The organism is Paraglaciecola sp., assembly GCF_030730205.1.
Lineage (GTDB): Bacteria > Pseudomonadota > Gammaproteobacteria > Enterobacterales > Alteromonadaceae > Paraglaciecola.
Genome location: NZ_JANQVQ010000145.1, coordinates 1 through 14,951, shown reverse-complemented (window position 1 = coordinate 14,951; position 14,951 = coordinate 1). Strand labels below are relative to the sequence as shown.

Sequence of the window (14,951 nt, the reverse complement as noted above, 5' to 3'; positions counted from 1 at the left end):
CTACCCACATCGATACGAAAAACAACAATAAATGGATACTACCCTACTGTGAAAAATCTAATATATTTAAATTCCTTGTTCTTAACGTTTTGGCTTGCCCCTAGCACCCATATTATGGCGAGTGCACAAACCACCTACCAAGACCAAACAAAATTGCATCAAATAGTGCAGTCCATATCGGCACAAAATATCGAGCAAGATATTACCAAATTAGTGGGCTTTGGTACTCGTCACACCCTATCCGACACCCAGTCTGAGACCCGTGGAATTGGCGCGGCCAGACGTTGGATAAAAAGCGAGTTTGACGCAATTTCTAAACAATGCGGTGACTGCTTGGAAGTGTATTATCAAAGCCAAGTGATAGAAGGTGAAAAACGCATACCTAATGCTACCGAAGTTGTCAGTGTAATTGCCATTCAGCGCGGTGTTAGCGATCCGAATCGTTATGTGTTGATGTCAGGTGATATTGATTCACGGGTTTCTGACGTGATGGATTTTACCTCCAACTCACCCGGTGCGAATGACAACGCCACTGGCGTAGCAGGTACCTTAGAAGCGGCAAGAGTGCTAAGCCAATATAAGTTTAATGGCAGTATCGTTTATGCTGCGTTAGCAGGAGAAGAGCAAGGTTTATTCGGTGGTAAAATTCTCGCTGAAAATGCCCAAAAGGATGGATGGCGACTGAAAGCCGTATTGAACAACGATATGATTGGCAACATCGCTGGCATCAATGGCGTGATCAACAATAGTAGCGCTCGGGTATTTGCTGAAGGCACACGCGTAACTGAAACCGAAAAAGAAGCCACAACTCGCCGTTTTACTGGTGGCGAAGTCGATTCTCCGAGCCGCAACTTAGCACGTTACATTGATTGGATTGCCGACAGATATATTCCTAATTTAGATACGATGGTAATTTATCGACTAGACCGCTTTGGTCGTGGCGGTCATCACCGTCCATTCAATGACTTGGGTTATCCAGCGGTACGCATTATGGAAACTAACGAAAACTACAATCGCCAACATCAAGATTTACGCAGCGAGCATGGTATTGAATATGGCGATACGCTTGCCGGGGTTAATTTTCCTTATGTCGCAAAGTTAACCTCGCTCAACGCTGCATCTTTGGCCAGCATGGCGTGGGCGCCTTCACCACCTGCTAAAGTACAAATATCGGGCGCAGTACAAGCAAGCACTACCTTGGGTTGGCAAGCCTCAAACAAACAACAAAATCCGCAGTTAGCCGGATACAAAATCTATTGGCGCTACACCGACGCGCCGCAGTGGCAATACAGCAAATATGTGGGCGATGTCACCGAATACACTCTGGAGAATGTGGTCATCGATAACTATTTCTTCGGTGTGGCCAGTGTCAGTAAAGATGGCTTTGAAAGCCCTGTGGTATTTCCGGGTACCGCTGGCTCATTTGGCGAATAAACCTTAACAAATAGAAAAAGTCAGGGGGCATTTTATTGCAGCTCAAACACCCTTGGCATTTCTATCAACCATAAAGAGCTTTGAGGTCAACGTGAGCACTAAAGATAATAAACCCGCCTTAGCACTACCAAGTAGTCGGCTGAGTCGTTTTACAAAATTGGGCTCGTTGGCTACAAGAGTAGCAGGGAATATGCTGGCCGATGGTGTCAGCGAATTTGCTCGAGGTAATCGTCCAAAATTCAAAGACTTGTTACTTACTCCGGGTAATGTAACTAGAGTCGCTGACCAACTCGCGCAAATGCGAGGTGCAGCAATGAAAGTGGGTCAATTATTGTCCATGGATGCTGGAGATTTACTGCCCCCAGAACTGAGTACCTTACTTGTCAAATTGCGTTCTGATGCCCATGCCATGCCAGAAAAAGAATTGGTAAAGTTACTCACCCAACAATGGGGAGTCGATTGGCGCAAACGATTTATACAGTTTCCGCTAAAGCCGATTGCCGCAGCATCCATTGGTCAGGTGCATAAAGTGATTGACGATGATCTGAATCTATTAGCCATTAAAATTCAGTATCCTGGGATAAAACAAAGCATCGACAGTGACGTAGACAACGTGGCGACGTTAATCAACATGACCGGCTTGCTACCCAAAAAATTGAATCTTACGCCCCTATTAATCGAGGCCAAAAAGCAACTCCATGACGAAGCCAACTATGTGCTTGAAGGCCAACGCCTTGCGCAGTATGCCCAAATTGTAGCCGATGATGATGCGTTTTTAATGCCCCGCTTAGCACCGGCGCTCAGTTCAGATGTGGTATTAGCCATGACGTATATCGAAGGTAAACCAATAGAAGACTTACAGACCGCCCCGCAAGTCCTAAAAGACAAAGTCATTACTGATTTAATGCGTTTGTTGTTTAAAGAACTATTTGAATTTAACTTAGTGCAAACCGACCCTAATTTTGCCAATTACCTGTTCAACCATGATGAACAAAAGATTGTATTATTGGATTTTGGCGCAACTCGAGAGTTTTCAGCTGGCTTTGCCCAAGCTTACCGCCGCCTGATGCAGGCAGCTATTGCAAAGGATAAGCCCACTATTCAACAGGCCGCTATTGAGATTGGGTTAATGGGCTCTCATGTGCCCGACCATATCAAGCAAATCATAACTGACATTGCTTATATTGCCTGTGAACCTTTATATGCTCAGCAGCCTTACGATTTTGCTAACAGCGGTTTATCTGCGCGTTTGCAAAAACAAGGCATGCAAATAGGATTAGACAAAGATTATATCCACACGCCGCCCTCGGATGCGATATTTTTGCATAGAAAATTAGGTGGCTTATTTTTGCTGGCCATAAAACTCAAAGCCAAAGTTGATATGGCAGCGCTGTTTAAGCCCTACCAATGATGGGTGAACGTACTGCTTGCTATCCACTATCATGGAAGTCATTAATTTGTAAGGAGAAGCTTGCAAGGTCTCATTAAACTTCTATGTTTACACTCTCGCACCTGCACTTTTGTTCGGTCGCAAAAGACAAAGTGATTTTTTTTGCATCCAGTTTGGCTTTTCGATCGTTTATCAAGGTAAGGTACCCACTATATTGCAATATAACTAGGTAATAACCATGGAACATGAAGAGCATCTTCGTTTGCTAGGCAAAATAGCAGCTGGTGATCAGCAGGCTTTCGCTCAGTTGTATGAAGCCACTAGTCCACAGCTGTACGCAATTTGCTTAAAAATGCTTAGGCGTAAAGAGTGGGCAGAGGACGCTGTGCAAGATGCCTATGTAAAAATTTGGCATAACGCCGGTGAATACCGCACGGGTTTAGGCACCGTATTAACGTGGATGGTGAGTATTGCTCGGTATCGGGCCTTAGATTTATTGCGTTTTTATAAAGTGCGTAATGAGCAAGATATTGATGAATCGATTATGTTGAATGACGATGACTTGCTTGATTTATCTGAACATGACAAAAAACAACTGAATTTTTGTTTAGACGAGTTGGAAGAAACGCAAAAACAAGCGATTCATTTAGCTTTTTATTGTGGTTTAAGTCATCAAGAAGTGACTACCCACATCGATGCACCATTGGGCTCTACCAAAAGTATGATCAGGCGGGGTTTACAGTTATTAAAGAGGTGTTTAGGAATATGAATTATTTAATCCAACCAAGGCGAGATGCATTAGCAGCAGAGTATGTATTGGGCACCTTAAGAGGTGCAGCTCGCTTACGTTTTCAACGCTTGATCTTGCAATACCCAGCTATCCGTTCATCGGTTGAACAATGGGAACAGCACATCAACGCATTGGGCGGGCAAATTCAACCAGTTGCTCCGGATCCCGCCGTATGGGAAAAGATTAAACAACGGCTCGCCTTTGCCAATGCTCAAGTGCCTGAGTCAAATGTAGTGGCCTTCCCCAGTAAAGTAGTATCACGCTGGAAAGCCTTGTCATTGCTAGCGAGCGCTGCAGCTGTTGTGCTAGCGGTATTGTTAGTGCAACTACAACCTATTGAACCTGAGCCTGCGCAACAATTTACGGTGATGCAAAATGAGGCTAAAGAATCTTTGTGGTTAATTGAAATAACCACCAAAACCATTGAGGCCTATGCAACTAAAAATGTCAGTCAGCGCCAACAAAATGATTACCAATTATGGATGATTGCCGAAGACGGTAGACCACCTATTTCTCTGGGTCTTTTACCACAATCTGGCTTAGTGTCTTTGTCAAAACACCCGCAGTTTGATCAGTTAGATATTGCGGCATTGGCAGTCAGTTTAGAGCCCTTAGGTGGCTCGCCAAACGGCTCTCCAACTGAAGTGCTGTATGTCGCCGAGCTTGCTTTACTGTAAGTACGAGCAGTTTACTTTTGCGCCCAAGTTCAAACTAGGGCGCAAAAATGGTTTTTAGTAAGCACCCGCACTGTAGATCAACTCGTAACTGTGGCTATAAATTTCTAATATATTGCCAAAAGGGTCTTCCATATAAATCATACGGTAGGGCTTTTCTCCTGGATAATAGTAACGCGGTGCAGCCATACGTTTTTTGCCGCCTGCAGCCACTATTTTTTCTGCTAGGTCTTCAACGTTCGGATCTTGCACACAAAAATGAAAGATACCGGTTTTCCAGTATTCAAAATTATTGTCAGGCGCCTGCTGATGGGGGAATTGAAATAATTCAACACCAATTCGATCACCGGTAGATAAATGCGCAATGCGAAATTTACCCCATCCAGCGCCAAATACATCGGTGCACATCTCACCTATCGCACTTTGATCTTCGATAACATCGCTGGGTGGCATGATTTGATACCAACCCAGTACGTCGGTGTAAAATTTCACGGCTTGTTCTAAATCTGGTACGGAAATACCAATATGAGAAAAACTGCGGGGATAAGTAGTATTCATAAGTGTCCTTTAAAGATGGATAGCCTTTAGCTTACCTAGCAGATATCATTATGTGAAATTATCAATTTTTATTATTTTGAGTATATTTACTAATGATTAATCCCATTTGGTTACGCACCTTTTCTACGTTGGTTGCAGAAGGGCATTTCACGCGAACTGCTGAGCGGCTTCATATGACGCAATCGGGAGTAAGTCAGCATATCCACAAATTAGAGGAATTTTTTAATACCCCCTTATTAATTCGCGAAGGAAAACAATTTTATCTTAGCGATGCCGGCGAACGTTTGCATGGAGAGGCTAAGGCATTACTTTTTTCAATGGCAAAGATTGAGCAATTGGTGGCCGCAGATCCTGCATTTGAAGGTCTTGTTAGAATAAAATCACCGGGTAGTATTGGTTTAAAGTTGTATAAGCACTTATTAGCGCTGCAACAACAGCATCCTAAACTGGTGATTGATTATCGCTTTGCTCCTAACCGTGAAATAGAGCATTCACTTAGCACCAATACGATAGACTTGGGCTTTATGACGGCTTTACCCACCTCTGCTGAAGTGGTTTCGCAAGCCTTGACGAGCGAACCGCTGCTGTTGGTGACCCCTGCGGAAATAGAACAAGTCAGTTGGGCTGTTTTAGCAACATTAGGTTTTATTAATCATCCTGATGGCGCCCACCATGCCAATCAATTATTGAAAAATAATTTTGCTGAATTTAACCATATTGACGAAGTAAAACAGTCAGGCTTTTCTAATCAAATTAGTTTAATTCTAGAGCCTGTCAGTTTGGGGCTAGGTTTTACGGTATTGCCCGCTTATGCGGTTGATGCTTTTCATCAAGCGCATTTAATCAAGTCTTTTCGTTTACCTAAACCTGCAAGCGAAACAATTTATTTGTGCAGCCCTCGGCGTAAAGTTATGCCTGAGCGAGTCAAAACCGTAAAGAATGCAGCACTGAGATGTCTATAACTGAGGGCTTTTTCGTGCAGCAAAAAATAAATGAAAAATAAATGCATTTATTTGCATCTACTTGGTGAGGTGGATCGTTTGGCTTGATGACAAAACAAAACAATAGAGGAATATGTCATGAACAAGTCTTCATCAACACTCGTACTGAGTCTTTTAGCAAGCGCTATTATTGGCCAGTTTGCTCACGCATCTAGCCACAGAGAAGCGCCAAATATCACTCGTTTTCCCACCCTTGATTCAACTGATTTTTATGCATTCAACAGTTATGAGGAAGGTCGCGGGGATTACCTAACCATGATCGCAAACTACATCCCTTTGCAGGACGCCTACGGCGGTCCTAACTATTTTGCAATGGATCCGGCTGCAGTTTACAGCATCCACATTGATAACGACGGAGATGCCGTTGAAGATATGACTTTTCAATTGCGCTTCCAGTCGATGTTGGCAAACAATAATGGCGGCATTGCACTGACGGTTGGCCCTGAGGGAAATCAACGTACGGTCGGTGTGCCCTTGAAAAACATTGGTGGTGTTAGCGCCGCTGACCAAAGCGCAGCTAATTTTAGCGAGTCTTATTCCTTAACCTTGGTTAACGGCCCGCAATCTAGCGGTACGGCAACGGTTTTACAAAATGCCACGAGCGCAATGGATAGCTTTCAAAAACCATTAGATTTTATTGGAAACAAAACCTTTACTGATGCGGCCGGATACCAAGCTTATGCAGACAGTTTTGTCTATTCGTTCGCCCTACCCGGCTGTGACGCAATGGGTAAAGTGTTTGTAGGGCAACGTAAAGACCCCTTCGTTGTTAACCTAGGGAACACCTTTGATTTAGTCAATTATGTGCCAGTTGAAGGTGACAGTGCACCGGGTGCAGGTGATGGCGGCGGATTCCCGGGCGGTATTACACAATCAGCCACTAACGATGATCTTATTGATAAAAACGTTACCTCGATTGCCATCGAAATTCCAAAAGTGTGTGCAACCGGCATGGGCAACGGCACCATTGGAGCTTGGACGACGGCGAGCTTACCTCAGGCACGTATTCTCAACCCTGACGCAAGCTTCGCTTCAACAGAAGTTAATGGTGGCGCCTTAACTCAAGTATCCCGCCTCGGTAACCCGCTGGTGAATGAACTGGTTATCGGTTTAGCCGATAAAGATAAATTTTCTAGCTCGCAACCTAAGGATGACACTCAGTTTGCAGATTTTGTGACTCACCCTACCCTACCAGAGTTATTAAATATTCTGTTTAAAGACGCGGTGAATACAACATTGGGCGCCAGTATCGAAACCCTTGCTCCCACGAATTTTCCACGCACGGATTTGGTGACTGCGTTTTTAACAGGTTTTGAAGGAGTCAATCAGCTCTCAACAGTTACCCCGTCTGAGATGCTGCGTTTGAATACTGAAATTGCTGCAACCCCAGGTGCTATGCAATCTCCCTTTGGCGTAGCAGGTGACGATTTAGCTGGTTTCCCAAATGGACGCAGACCTGGCGATGATGTGGTCGATATTGCCCTACGAGTTGTTATGGGTCGCTTATGTTATCCCATCCCCGTTGGTGGTGTTGAAACTGACTTAGGATTATGTACACCTGATGATGCAAGTGTAGGCAATGTGTCCTTTACCGATGGCGCACCGGTGGATTCATCGATGATGATGAACACATTTCCTTACTTAGCCACCCCTAAATCTGGCTCAGAATAAGGAGTAAATGATGAAAGCAAATAACAGCAAAATCGCGTTAGCCTTGCTCTGCTCGATGGGATTGGCTGGGTGTAATTTTTCAGATGATGATTCACCCAAGCAAAATAAGCCACCCGTTGCAGTCGGCGCTGATTTGTTAACCCAAACAGATACGCCCATCATGGACAACTTAGCAGCCAGCGATCCCGAGAATGACGCCTTGTACTTTAGTCTTGCAACAGAGCCGATGTCAGGCACTGTAACAGTGATGAACAATGGCGCATTTACTTACACACCTGCTGCTAATTTTGTTGGCTCAGACAGTTTTGCATTTAGCGTATCAGATGGCATTAACGCTGCTGACCAAGCGACGGTGAATATCACAATTGAAACCTTGCAGCTGAGCTTTTCTGACTATAGTCGTGCAGCTTTCGCACAAGCATCGTCGGACTCACCTCTGCCGATAAACGGTAGAAGCTTTACGCAAGATGTGACTGACGCGGCGGCTTACGATGATTTAATCAACAACTAAGTTTCACCGATTAATCAGGATGATACGTACTTACTACTGCTGCCATGGATGGCTTTTTTACTGTTAATTTTACTACATTGGGAGATAGCGATATGCGCGGCCAAGAACGCAGCTTAATGGTGTTACTCATTTTGCTCCTTTTATTTATTACCTTAGGTGCGTTAGCGAGTCCTGTTAAACCAACAGATAGAAACGCGATTGTTGCTCGCTGGGATGCTGACTCTGCCAATAAAGAAACCACGCTTCCATTGCAGCAGCGTTTAGAAAAAGCGGCATGGCATATCGAGCAAGGCCAATATGCTGGACAAGCCAATAAACATTACGGACGCGCCAGAGCCTTGTTATCGCCTTTGCTTACCTCACAACCATTCCAAAATGATGTGATAAAAAACCCGTTTACACACAGCTACCTACTGTATTTATGGGCGCGAGTATTACAACATCAACACCAATTTAGCCAAGCGATTGAGCACCTCGAACACAGCATCACATTAAATCCAAATAACAGCGCCGCTATTTTACTCAAAGCGAATGTTTTGCTCACTCAAGGACAATTTGCTCAAAGTAAACAAACCTGCGCGCAATTGGTAGGTAAAGCTGACCTACTCTTAACCTCAGCCTGTGTTTTAGAGGTGGGGGCCAATCAAGATCAGTTGGCCACCAGCTATGCACGGCTAACGCAGTTGTTAAAGCCAAAAACCTTACACAGTAATCAACAAGCACAAGACTGGTTGCTTCAGCTCGTTGCTGAAATGGCCCTTAAATTAAATAAGGCAAGTGAAGCGCAAAGCTGGTTAGCGAAAGGCTTAAACCACCAGCAAGATTTAGCGCAAAAGCCTCTTAGTTTTATTGTGCTGTGGGCCGATATTCAACTTAGCTTGGGTCATGAACAAAGGGTATTACAGCAACTTGCCAGCATTGTTGAACACGCGGGATTTAAGGATGACGCCTTATTAACCCGGCTCAGTTTAGCCGAAAAACCAACTGGCCAACTTGACTGGCAAAATTTGTTAGCCGAGCGCATGGCGCTGAGATTAGCGAGACAAGATACTTTTCATAGCGCTGACATTGCGCGTTTTTATCTAGATATTGCGCCAGACCCCGAGCAGGCACTGTATTGGGCCGAAGTAAATTGGCAACAAGCAAAACTGTTTGACGACAAACATCTTTTGCACAGAGCACTATTAATGCAAAATAACGCTGACTAGCTCTGAATAATCACTGCTATCGCATCAGCACTGACATTTAATCCTAACCTGTTTTGGAATATCCACCATGAAGTACTTGTTCGAACGTTGCTATGCTGGCCTAATTTGCTTGTGTTTGATGCTGTATTGGCCCGTCGCGAACGCTCATCAAATGAGTACCGCGTATTTGCAACTGTCGCAAAGTCCCTTGCACGTATCGCCTTTTGAAACTTCGGCTGAAGTGAGTGCTACAACGCCCCGTTTGTATGGTGAGCTGCAATTAAGATGGTTTGACTTAGAGTTAGTCATTGGCTTAGATGCAAATACGGATGGTGAGTTGTCGTGGGCTGAAGTAGATGCTCGTTCAACTGAAATCAAAGGCTTTGTAAAACAACATTTAGCTATTTTAAGCGCGGGCAATAATTGTGATTTACTGTTAGAAAATGACATTCAGACCGACATGCATTTTGATGAAGGTTATCTGGTATTATACTTTAGCAGCAATTGTGGCTTGAGCGTTGAAGATAGCCAAGTTGCAGCACTGACGGTGCAATACTCGGCTATTTTTACCCAAGACGCTGATCACAAGTTGTTAATCAACGCGGACCTCTTTCAACGCAAATACTCCGGTGTCATCGATGCGCAAAATCAGCGCTATTTAATTGAGCCAGAAAGTAATCCGCTTGTGAGTATCATTTCGACTTACATCTATCAAGGCGTCTTACATATTTTTAAGGGCACCGATCACATCCTGTTTTTATGCGCCCTATTACTCACTTGTGTATTACAACGTGTTAACCGTCAGTGGCAAGCCAAGCCGCAAGTAAAGCAAGTTTTAAAAGATACCGCATGGATTATTACGGCGTTTACCGTTGCCCATTCGCTAACGCTTACGGCCACTGCCATGGACATTATTGTGCCGAGTAGCCGCTGGGTTGAATTTGGTATTGCCTTGTCGGTCATGTTAACCGCTCTCAATAATATTTGGCCTGTGGTTTTACGTCTTGGCTGGATCACCTTTGCTTTTGGCCTGTTACACGGTATGGGCTTTGCCGGCGTATTAGGTGAGTTAGGGATAGATAAAGACCAAAAACTGCTGTCGGTTATCGCCTTCAATTTGGGGGTTGAACTAGGCCAATTACTGATTTTGGCTGCGCTACTACCGATTTTACTATATGTCGGCAAACGTCATTGGTATCAAAAATATGGACTGCAAGCCAGTTCAGCGATTATTGCTTTAATCGCCTTACAGTGGTGTATAACACGGTTTTAAATTGACTAGTTTTAGGCTGTAGTATTCTAGCCCCCCTTACTTAAAACCAGTTATGATAGTAAAACCGTCTAGTAGTTTAAGGAAATTGTATGTTAATTCAGTTAACGCCGCTTCAAGCCCGAATTATTGGTGTATTACTTGAAAAAGAAAGCACCACGCCAGACCAATATCCCTTGTCGTTAAATGCGTTAACGTTGGGTTGTAATCAAAAAAGCAATCGTGAGCCGGTGATGAACCTATCTGAACAAGATGTTCAACAAGGTTTAGATGAACTCAATGATAAAAAATGTATCTTTACTATCACCACCAGTGGTAGCCGCGTGGCTAAATACAAACACCGTTTTTGTAATACCGAGTTTAGTTCTTTGCAATTTACTGAACAGCAACGCGCGCTTATCTGCGTGTTACTGCTTAGGGGGCCTCAAACGCCCGGAGAATTGCGCACTCGCACGCAGCGTTTAGCTGATTTCACCAATGTGGATGCGGTTGAGCATTGTTTGGTTAGCTTGCAAGAGCTCAATGGGGAGCAGCTAGTGGCTAAACTGGAGAGGGAGCCGGGCAAACGGGAGTCACGTTATGCGCACCTGTTTTGCGGGGATGAGGGCGTGCAACTACAAATTTCAGATTCACCTAATGACAAACCCTTTCCTCCAAGCCGAGATGCGGAATTATCAACCAGAGTAGCTGAACTTGAAAATGAAGTAAGTGAAATGAAAAATGAGTTGCGTGAACTACGAGAACTGATCGAATTATTAAGCAACTAGTAAATTTGCGCAGGTACTACAGTGATTGCATTATCCACTGTTTTAGCTGCGCCTCGCTTAACGCGCCAGAAATACGATTCACCTCTTTACCCTGTTTAAACATAATCAACGTAGGAATGCTACGAATACCCGCTGTCGCTGAGACCTGCTGTGCAACTTCGGTATTCACTTTCGCAAACAAGAGACCAGGAGATTGGGCAGCCACTTGACTAAACACAGGTGCCATCACTTTACACGGACCACACCAACTCGCCCAAAAATCGACGACCACGGGCAAGTCATTGCGCTCTATGTATTTGTAAAAGTGAACATCATTTAGCTCTACTGGCTGAGCAGCGTAGACCAAAGAGCGGCACTTTCCGCATTTAGCGTCTGTGTAGGTTTTATCTTGTGGGATGCGATTTATAGCAAAACAATGACAACAAACTAGGTGCATAGCTATACATTTTCTCTTCAATATTTAAAATCAATAGCACATACTATGTGCCGATGAAAAACCATTACCACGTATTATAAAACAATACGGTACAATTAGTTTAACCACATTACCGGCTTAACTACTTAAATAGGGATCTTTATGTTATTTGAAAGTGAAATAATAGAACGAAACCACGTTCAGATTATCGGGCAGGGGGAGCAAACCCTAGTGTTGGCCCATGGATTTGGTTGCGACCAAAACATGTGGCGTTACTTAGTGCCCTTTCTCACTCAAGAATATAAGATCGTGTTGTTTGACTACGTTGGTTCTGGCAATTCATTAAAATCAGCTTACAACGCGTCAAAATACAGCCTGTTAGAAGGTTTTGCCCAAGATATTATCGATATTTGTGAAACCTTAGCGCTGCAAAATATTACCCTAGTTGGCCATTCAGTCAGCAGTATTATCTCCTCTATCGCTGCGGTACAAAGGCCCGAGCTTTTTACTAATATCGTGATGATTTGTCCCTCTCCTTGTTTTTTAAATGATCCACCTGATTATTTTGGCGGATTTGAAAAAGAGGATTTACAAGAGTTAATGAATTTAATGGACCAAAACTACCTTGGCTGGGCGAATTATTTAGCGCCCCTGGTGATGGGTACAAATAATTCTGAGGTGTTGACCCAAGAACTCGCCGATAGCTTTTGTTCTACTGATCCCGTTATTGCCAAAAACTTTGCCAATGCCACCTTTTTCTCTGATTATCGGTCTCTATTACCTAAAATAAGCCTGCCAGTTTTATTACTACAAAGTCAGCAAGATACCCTAGCAAGTTTAGCCGTAGGTGAGTACATGCAAGAAAACATCGCCGATTGCCAGAAAGTCGTTGTTGAGGCGCATGGCCACTGCTTGCACATGACCCACCCCGCTATTGTGGCACAGCACATTGAGCATTATCTGCGAAACAATCACCTTGACTGACTTTGACTATAACCGTTTCCCTGCGGGTCTGTTGATCACAGATAAAAATAAACACATTGTTTTTGCTAATGATTATTTTTCTGATGAGCTTGATTGGCAGGACGGTAGCTTAATCGGTAAAAAACTCGAAACCTTACTCACCAAGTCTTCAATGATTTTTTACGAAAGTTATGTTGTACCGCTATTGGTGGTTGAGAAACGCTTTCAAGAAATTCAATTGAGTGTGCTGACCGCAAGCGGTGAGAGAGTACCGGTTCTGGTTAATACCCGAGTTATTCAGCAACAAAGTGGATTCGTTTACTGGAGTTTTTTTTCTGCCTCGAATCGCATTACACTATATCAAGAGCTTATTGAAACCAGAAAAGATCTCTACGCACAAACAGAAACGCTGAAAAAATTAGCGATTACTGATGAGCTTACAGGGCTGTTTAATCGACGAGAGTTACAAACCCGAGCAAACCACAATATTGCTCGCAGCAAACGCTTTGTATCCCCCTTGGCCTTGCTCATTATTGATGTCGATCACTTTAAAAAAGTAAACGATAAATTAGGTCACGATAAAGGCGACTTAGTCTTAGTTGAGTTATCAAAAACCTTAACATCTCTATCGCGCGAATTAGACACCGTCGCCCGTTTTGGCGGTGAGGAATTTGCTATTTTGGCTCCAGACACCAGCACTGAGCAAGCCTTTATTTTTTCTCAGCGAATTCACGAAATAATCAGTACTAAAGTGATGGCTGAGCAGGTTATTACGGTAAGCATTGGGATCGCGACCTTGGATGATACCCAAAACAAAACCTTTCACGAACTTTTCGTCGCCGCAGACACCGCCTTATACCAAGCAAAAAACGCTGGTCGAAACCAGTCAGTAATTTACACGAAAAACATCAATTAGATATCAGTGCTAATAGTAAAGCCCTGCTAGTTTGCCAACATAGCAGCGAGCTTATGCAAGGTGTTTAAGTTCCTCGCTGTGGTACTTACCCCTAAACATTTGTCTATTTTTGCCACCAATTTTGAGCGCCCAATACCTTGGGGAGCAAACAAATACAGTCCGTACGAAGTCAGTTCATAGGCCTCAGTGGGTGATTTAAGCCCCGCCAACTTGCTTAAGTCAGCGCTTGTCAATGCTTCATCGACAAAGAAAAAATGCACTTGTTTGGCTTCTGTCATTAGGCTGGAATAAGGGTTACTGGCGACGATTTGGCTAAAGTCTTTTGCCAAAAACACCATCACCTTTGCATAAAAACCGCAGTGCTGTTGAATGAGAGCTGACAAATCAGCGGCAAGCTTGTCTCCCTCCGTAGCAATATGTTTAAAAATCACATTGCCACTTTGAATGTAGGTTTTTACGTCTTGGTAGCCTGCCTCCGTCATAATGTGACATAAGGTTTTCATCGCCACTAGATTGTTGCCGCCAACATTAATACCACGTAACAAAGCCACCCACGTTTGCATCTTAATGTGCCCGTAAGTAACGTAAAGCTGCTTGCAGCATTTGCGGGTGTAACGGATTGGCCTTAGGAACAGAGCAAGCATCGCTTGGTTCAACGCCATTCATATCGTAATGCATATCAATGAGTTGCTGTTCACTGATAACAAGGTCGGCATGACACACATTTTCAGTTTGCGGAATGTCGAAAAATTGATTATCACCTTGATTGTACGCCATCAGATCAGTGACCCCTCGAATTAAAGTGGTGGCGTCAGCTTGCGAGTGAGCAACAAAAAGCGGCAGGTTGAGAGGATGTTTGGCTTCTATTAGCTCACGCACTGACATGATGACATCCACTAACTGAAACGCAGCGAAGGTAGAGACCGAGGGATATTTAACAGGATTGCGCCCTTGGCTTAGGTAATCACCGTCTAATTTTTTAGCAATCCACCTCATGCCCCACACATCAGCCAAGATTTCGGCCTTTGATTCTAATCGCAACGCGCCACTAAATAGCATTAATCCCTGCAATTTTTCTGGATGTAGCAGAGTATATTCAGTCGCGAGGGCTCCACCTGTAGAAAAACCACCAATAAAGGTGTTTTCAGCTAAGCCATCAGCAAGGGCAATCACGTCGGCGACATGTTTACGCCAGCGATTGGCTAATTCTGGATCTTCCATGATTTTATCTGCATCAAGTAAACCATGACCAGGGAGTAAGGCAACGACTACGTTATACCCCTCACCGTAGAATGCTTCTGCCACAGAGCGTAAAAAAAACGGTGAATCGCTCAAACCGTGAAATAAAACAATGACTTTTCCAGTGGGCTTGCCATGATGCAATATATACGGCGCATTGCCATC

At 43.9% G+C, this 14,951-nt stretch carries 16 protein-coding genes; 12 read left to right on the top strand and 4 right to left on the bottom strand.

The window, feature by feature from the left end; translation table 11 throughout:
* The first annotated feature begins 114 nt into the window (after positions 1 to 114).
* The 4 genes from NWQ57_RS10330 to NWQ57_RS10315 all read left to right on the top strand — a co-directional run bounded on the left by NWQ57_RS10330 (position 115) and on the right by NWQ57_RS10315 (position 4,291).
* Positions 115 to 1,434: a M28 family metallopeptidase gene (locus tag NWQ57_RS10330; RefSeq protein ID WP_306022074.1), complete on the top strand. Its 1,320-nt coding sequence runs from the start codon at positions 115 to 117 to the stop codon at positions 1,432 to 1,434.
* A gap of 91 nt (positions 1,435 to 1,525) precedes the next feature.
* Positions 1,526 to 2,845, top strand: a complete 1,320-nt coding sequence (locus NWQ57_RS10325; RefSeq protein WP_306022073.1) for an AarF/ABC1/UbiB kinase family protein — start codon at positions 1,526 to 1,528, stop codon at positions 2,843 to 2,845.
* A 217-nt stretch (positions 2,846 to 3,062) separates the two neighbouring features.
* Positions 3,063 to 3,593 carry a sigma-70 family RNA polymerase sigma factor gene (locus NWQ57_RS10320; protein WP_306022072.1) on the top strand — a complete coding sequence of 177 codons (531 nt, stop codon included), beginning with the start codon at positions 3,063 to 3,065 and terminating at the stop codon, positions 3,591 to 3,593.
* Positions 3,590 to 4,291 carry an anti-sigma factor domain-containing protein gene (locus NWQ57_RS10315; protein ID WP_306022071.1) on the top strand — a complete coding sequence of 234 codons (702 nt, stop codon included), beginning with the start codon at positions 3,590 to 3,592 and terminating at the stop codon, positions 4,289 to 4,291. The genes NWQ57_RS10320 and NWQ57_RS10315 overlap by 4 nt, the downstream gene beginning before the upstream one ends.
* A gap of 54 nt (positions 4,292 to 4,345) precedes the next feature.
* On the opposite strand, the gene NWQ57_RS10310 is transcribed toward NWQ57_RS10315, so the two are convergent.
* Positions 4,346 to 4,846, bottom strand: a complete 501-nt coding sequence (locus NWQ57_RS10310; protein WP_306022070.1) for a lactoylglutathione lyase family protein — start codon at positions 4,844 to 4,846, stop codon at positions 4,346 to 4,348.
* Between the two features lie 92 nt (positions 4,847 to 4,938).
* Here NWQ57_RS10310 and NWQ57_RS10305 point away from each other — a divergent pair, with 92 nt between their 5' ends.
* The 6 genes from NWQ57_RS10305 to NWQ57_RS10280 all read left to right on the top strand — a co-directional run bounded on the left by NWQ57_RS10305 (position 4,939) and on the right by NWQ57_RS10280 (position 11,253).
* Positions 4,939 to 5,808, top strand: coding sequence for a LysR family transcriptional regulator (locus NWQ57_RS10305; protein ID WP_306022069.1), 870 nt, complete (start codon positions 4,939 to 4,941; stop codon positions 5,806 to 5,808).
* A gap of 117 nt (positions 5,809 to 5,925) precedes the next feature.
* Positions 5,926 to 7,518, top strand: a complete 1,593-nt coding sequence (locus NWQ57_RS10300) for a DUF4331 domain-containing protein (protein WP_306022068.1) — start codon at positions 5,926 to 5,928, stop codon at positions 7,516 to 7,518.
* A gap of 10 nt (positions 7,519 to 7,528) precedes the next feature.
* Entirely contained in the window at positions 7,529 to 8,029 is a 501-nt protein-coding gene (locus tag NWQ57_RS10295; RefSeq protein WP_306022067.1) for an Ig-like domain-containing protein, read from the top strand.
* A gap of 92 nt (positions 8,030 to 8,121) precedes the next feature.
* Positions 8,122 to 9,237 carry a tetratricopeptide repeat protein gene (locus NWQ57_RS10290; protein WP_306022066.1) on the top strand — a complete coding sequence of 372 codons (1,116 nt, stop codon included), beginning with the start codon at positions 8,122 to 8,124 and terminating at the stop codon, positions 9,235 to 9,237.
* 67 nt (positions 9,238 to 9,304) lie between these two features.
* A complete protein-coding gene (locus tag NWQ57_RS10285) occupies positions 9,305 to 10,489 on the top strand; it encodes a HupE/UreJ family protein (RefSeq protein ID WP_306022065.1) in 1,185 nt (394 codons plus the stop codon).
* Between the two features lie 89 nt (positions 10,490 to 10,578).
* A complete protein-coding gene (locus NWQ57_RS10280; protein ID WP_306022064.1) occupies positions 10,579 to 11,253 on the top strand; it encodes a YceH family protein in 675 nt (224 codons plus the stop codon).
* Positions 11,254 to 11,269: 16 nt separating this feature from the next.
* On the opposite strand, the gene trxC is transcribed toward NWQ57_RS10280, so the two are convergent.
* A complete protein-coding gene (gene trxC / locus NWQ57_RS10275) occupies positions 11,270 to 11,689 on the bottom strand; it encodes a thioredoxin TrxC (protein ID WP_306022063.1) in 420 nt (139 codons plus the stop codon).
* 141 nt (positions 11,690 to 11,830) lie between these two features.
* Here trxC and NWQ57_RS10270 point away from each other — a divergent pair, with 141 nt between their 5' ends.
* Together NWQ57_RS10270 and NWQ57_RS10265 are read left to right on the top strand one after the other, a co-directional pair.
* A complete protein-coding gene (locus tag NWQ57_RS10270) occupies positions 11,831 to 12,652 on the top strand; it encodes an alpha/beta fold hydrolase (RefSeq protein WP_306022062.1) in 822 nt (273 codons plus the stop codon).
* On the top strand, positions 12,618 to 13,547 hold the full coding sequence (locus tag NWQ57_RS10265; RefSeq protein WP_306022061.1) for a sensor domain-containing diguanylate cyclase: 930 nt from the start codon (positions 12,618 to 12,620) through the stop codon (positions 13,545 to 13,547). The genes NWQ57_RS10270 and NWQ57_RS10265 overlap by 35 nt, the downstream gene beginning before the upstream one ends.
* 26 nt (positions 13,548 to 13,573) lie before the next feature.
* Here the strand turns inward: NWQ57_RS10265 and NWQ57_RS10260 are convergent, their stop codons facing one another.
* Entirely contained in the window at positions 13,574 to 14,110 is a 537-nt protein-coding gene (locus NWQ57_RS10260) for a DUF1697 domain-containing protein (RefSeq protein WP_306022060.1), read from the bottom strand.
* A gap of 1 nt (position 14,111) precedes the next feature.
* A partial coding sequence (locus NWQ57_RS10255) for a carboxylesterase (RefSeq protein WP_306022059.1) occupies positions 14,112 to 14,951 on the bottom strand: 840 nt, incomplete at its 5' end.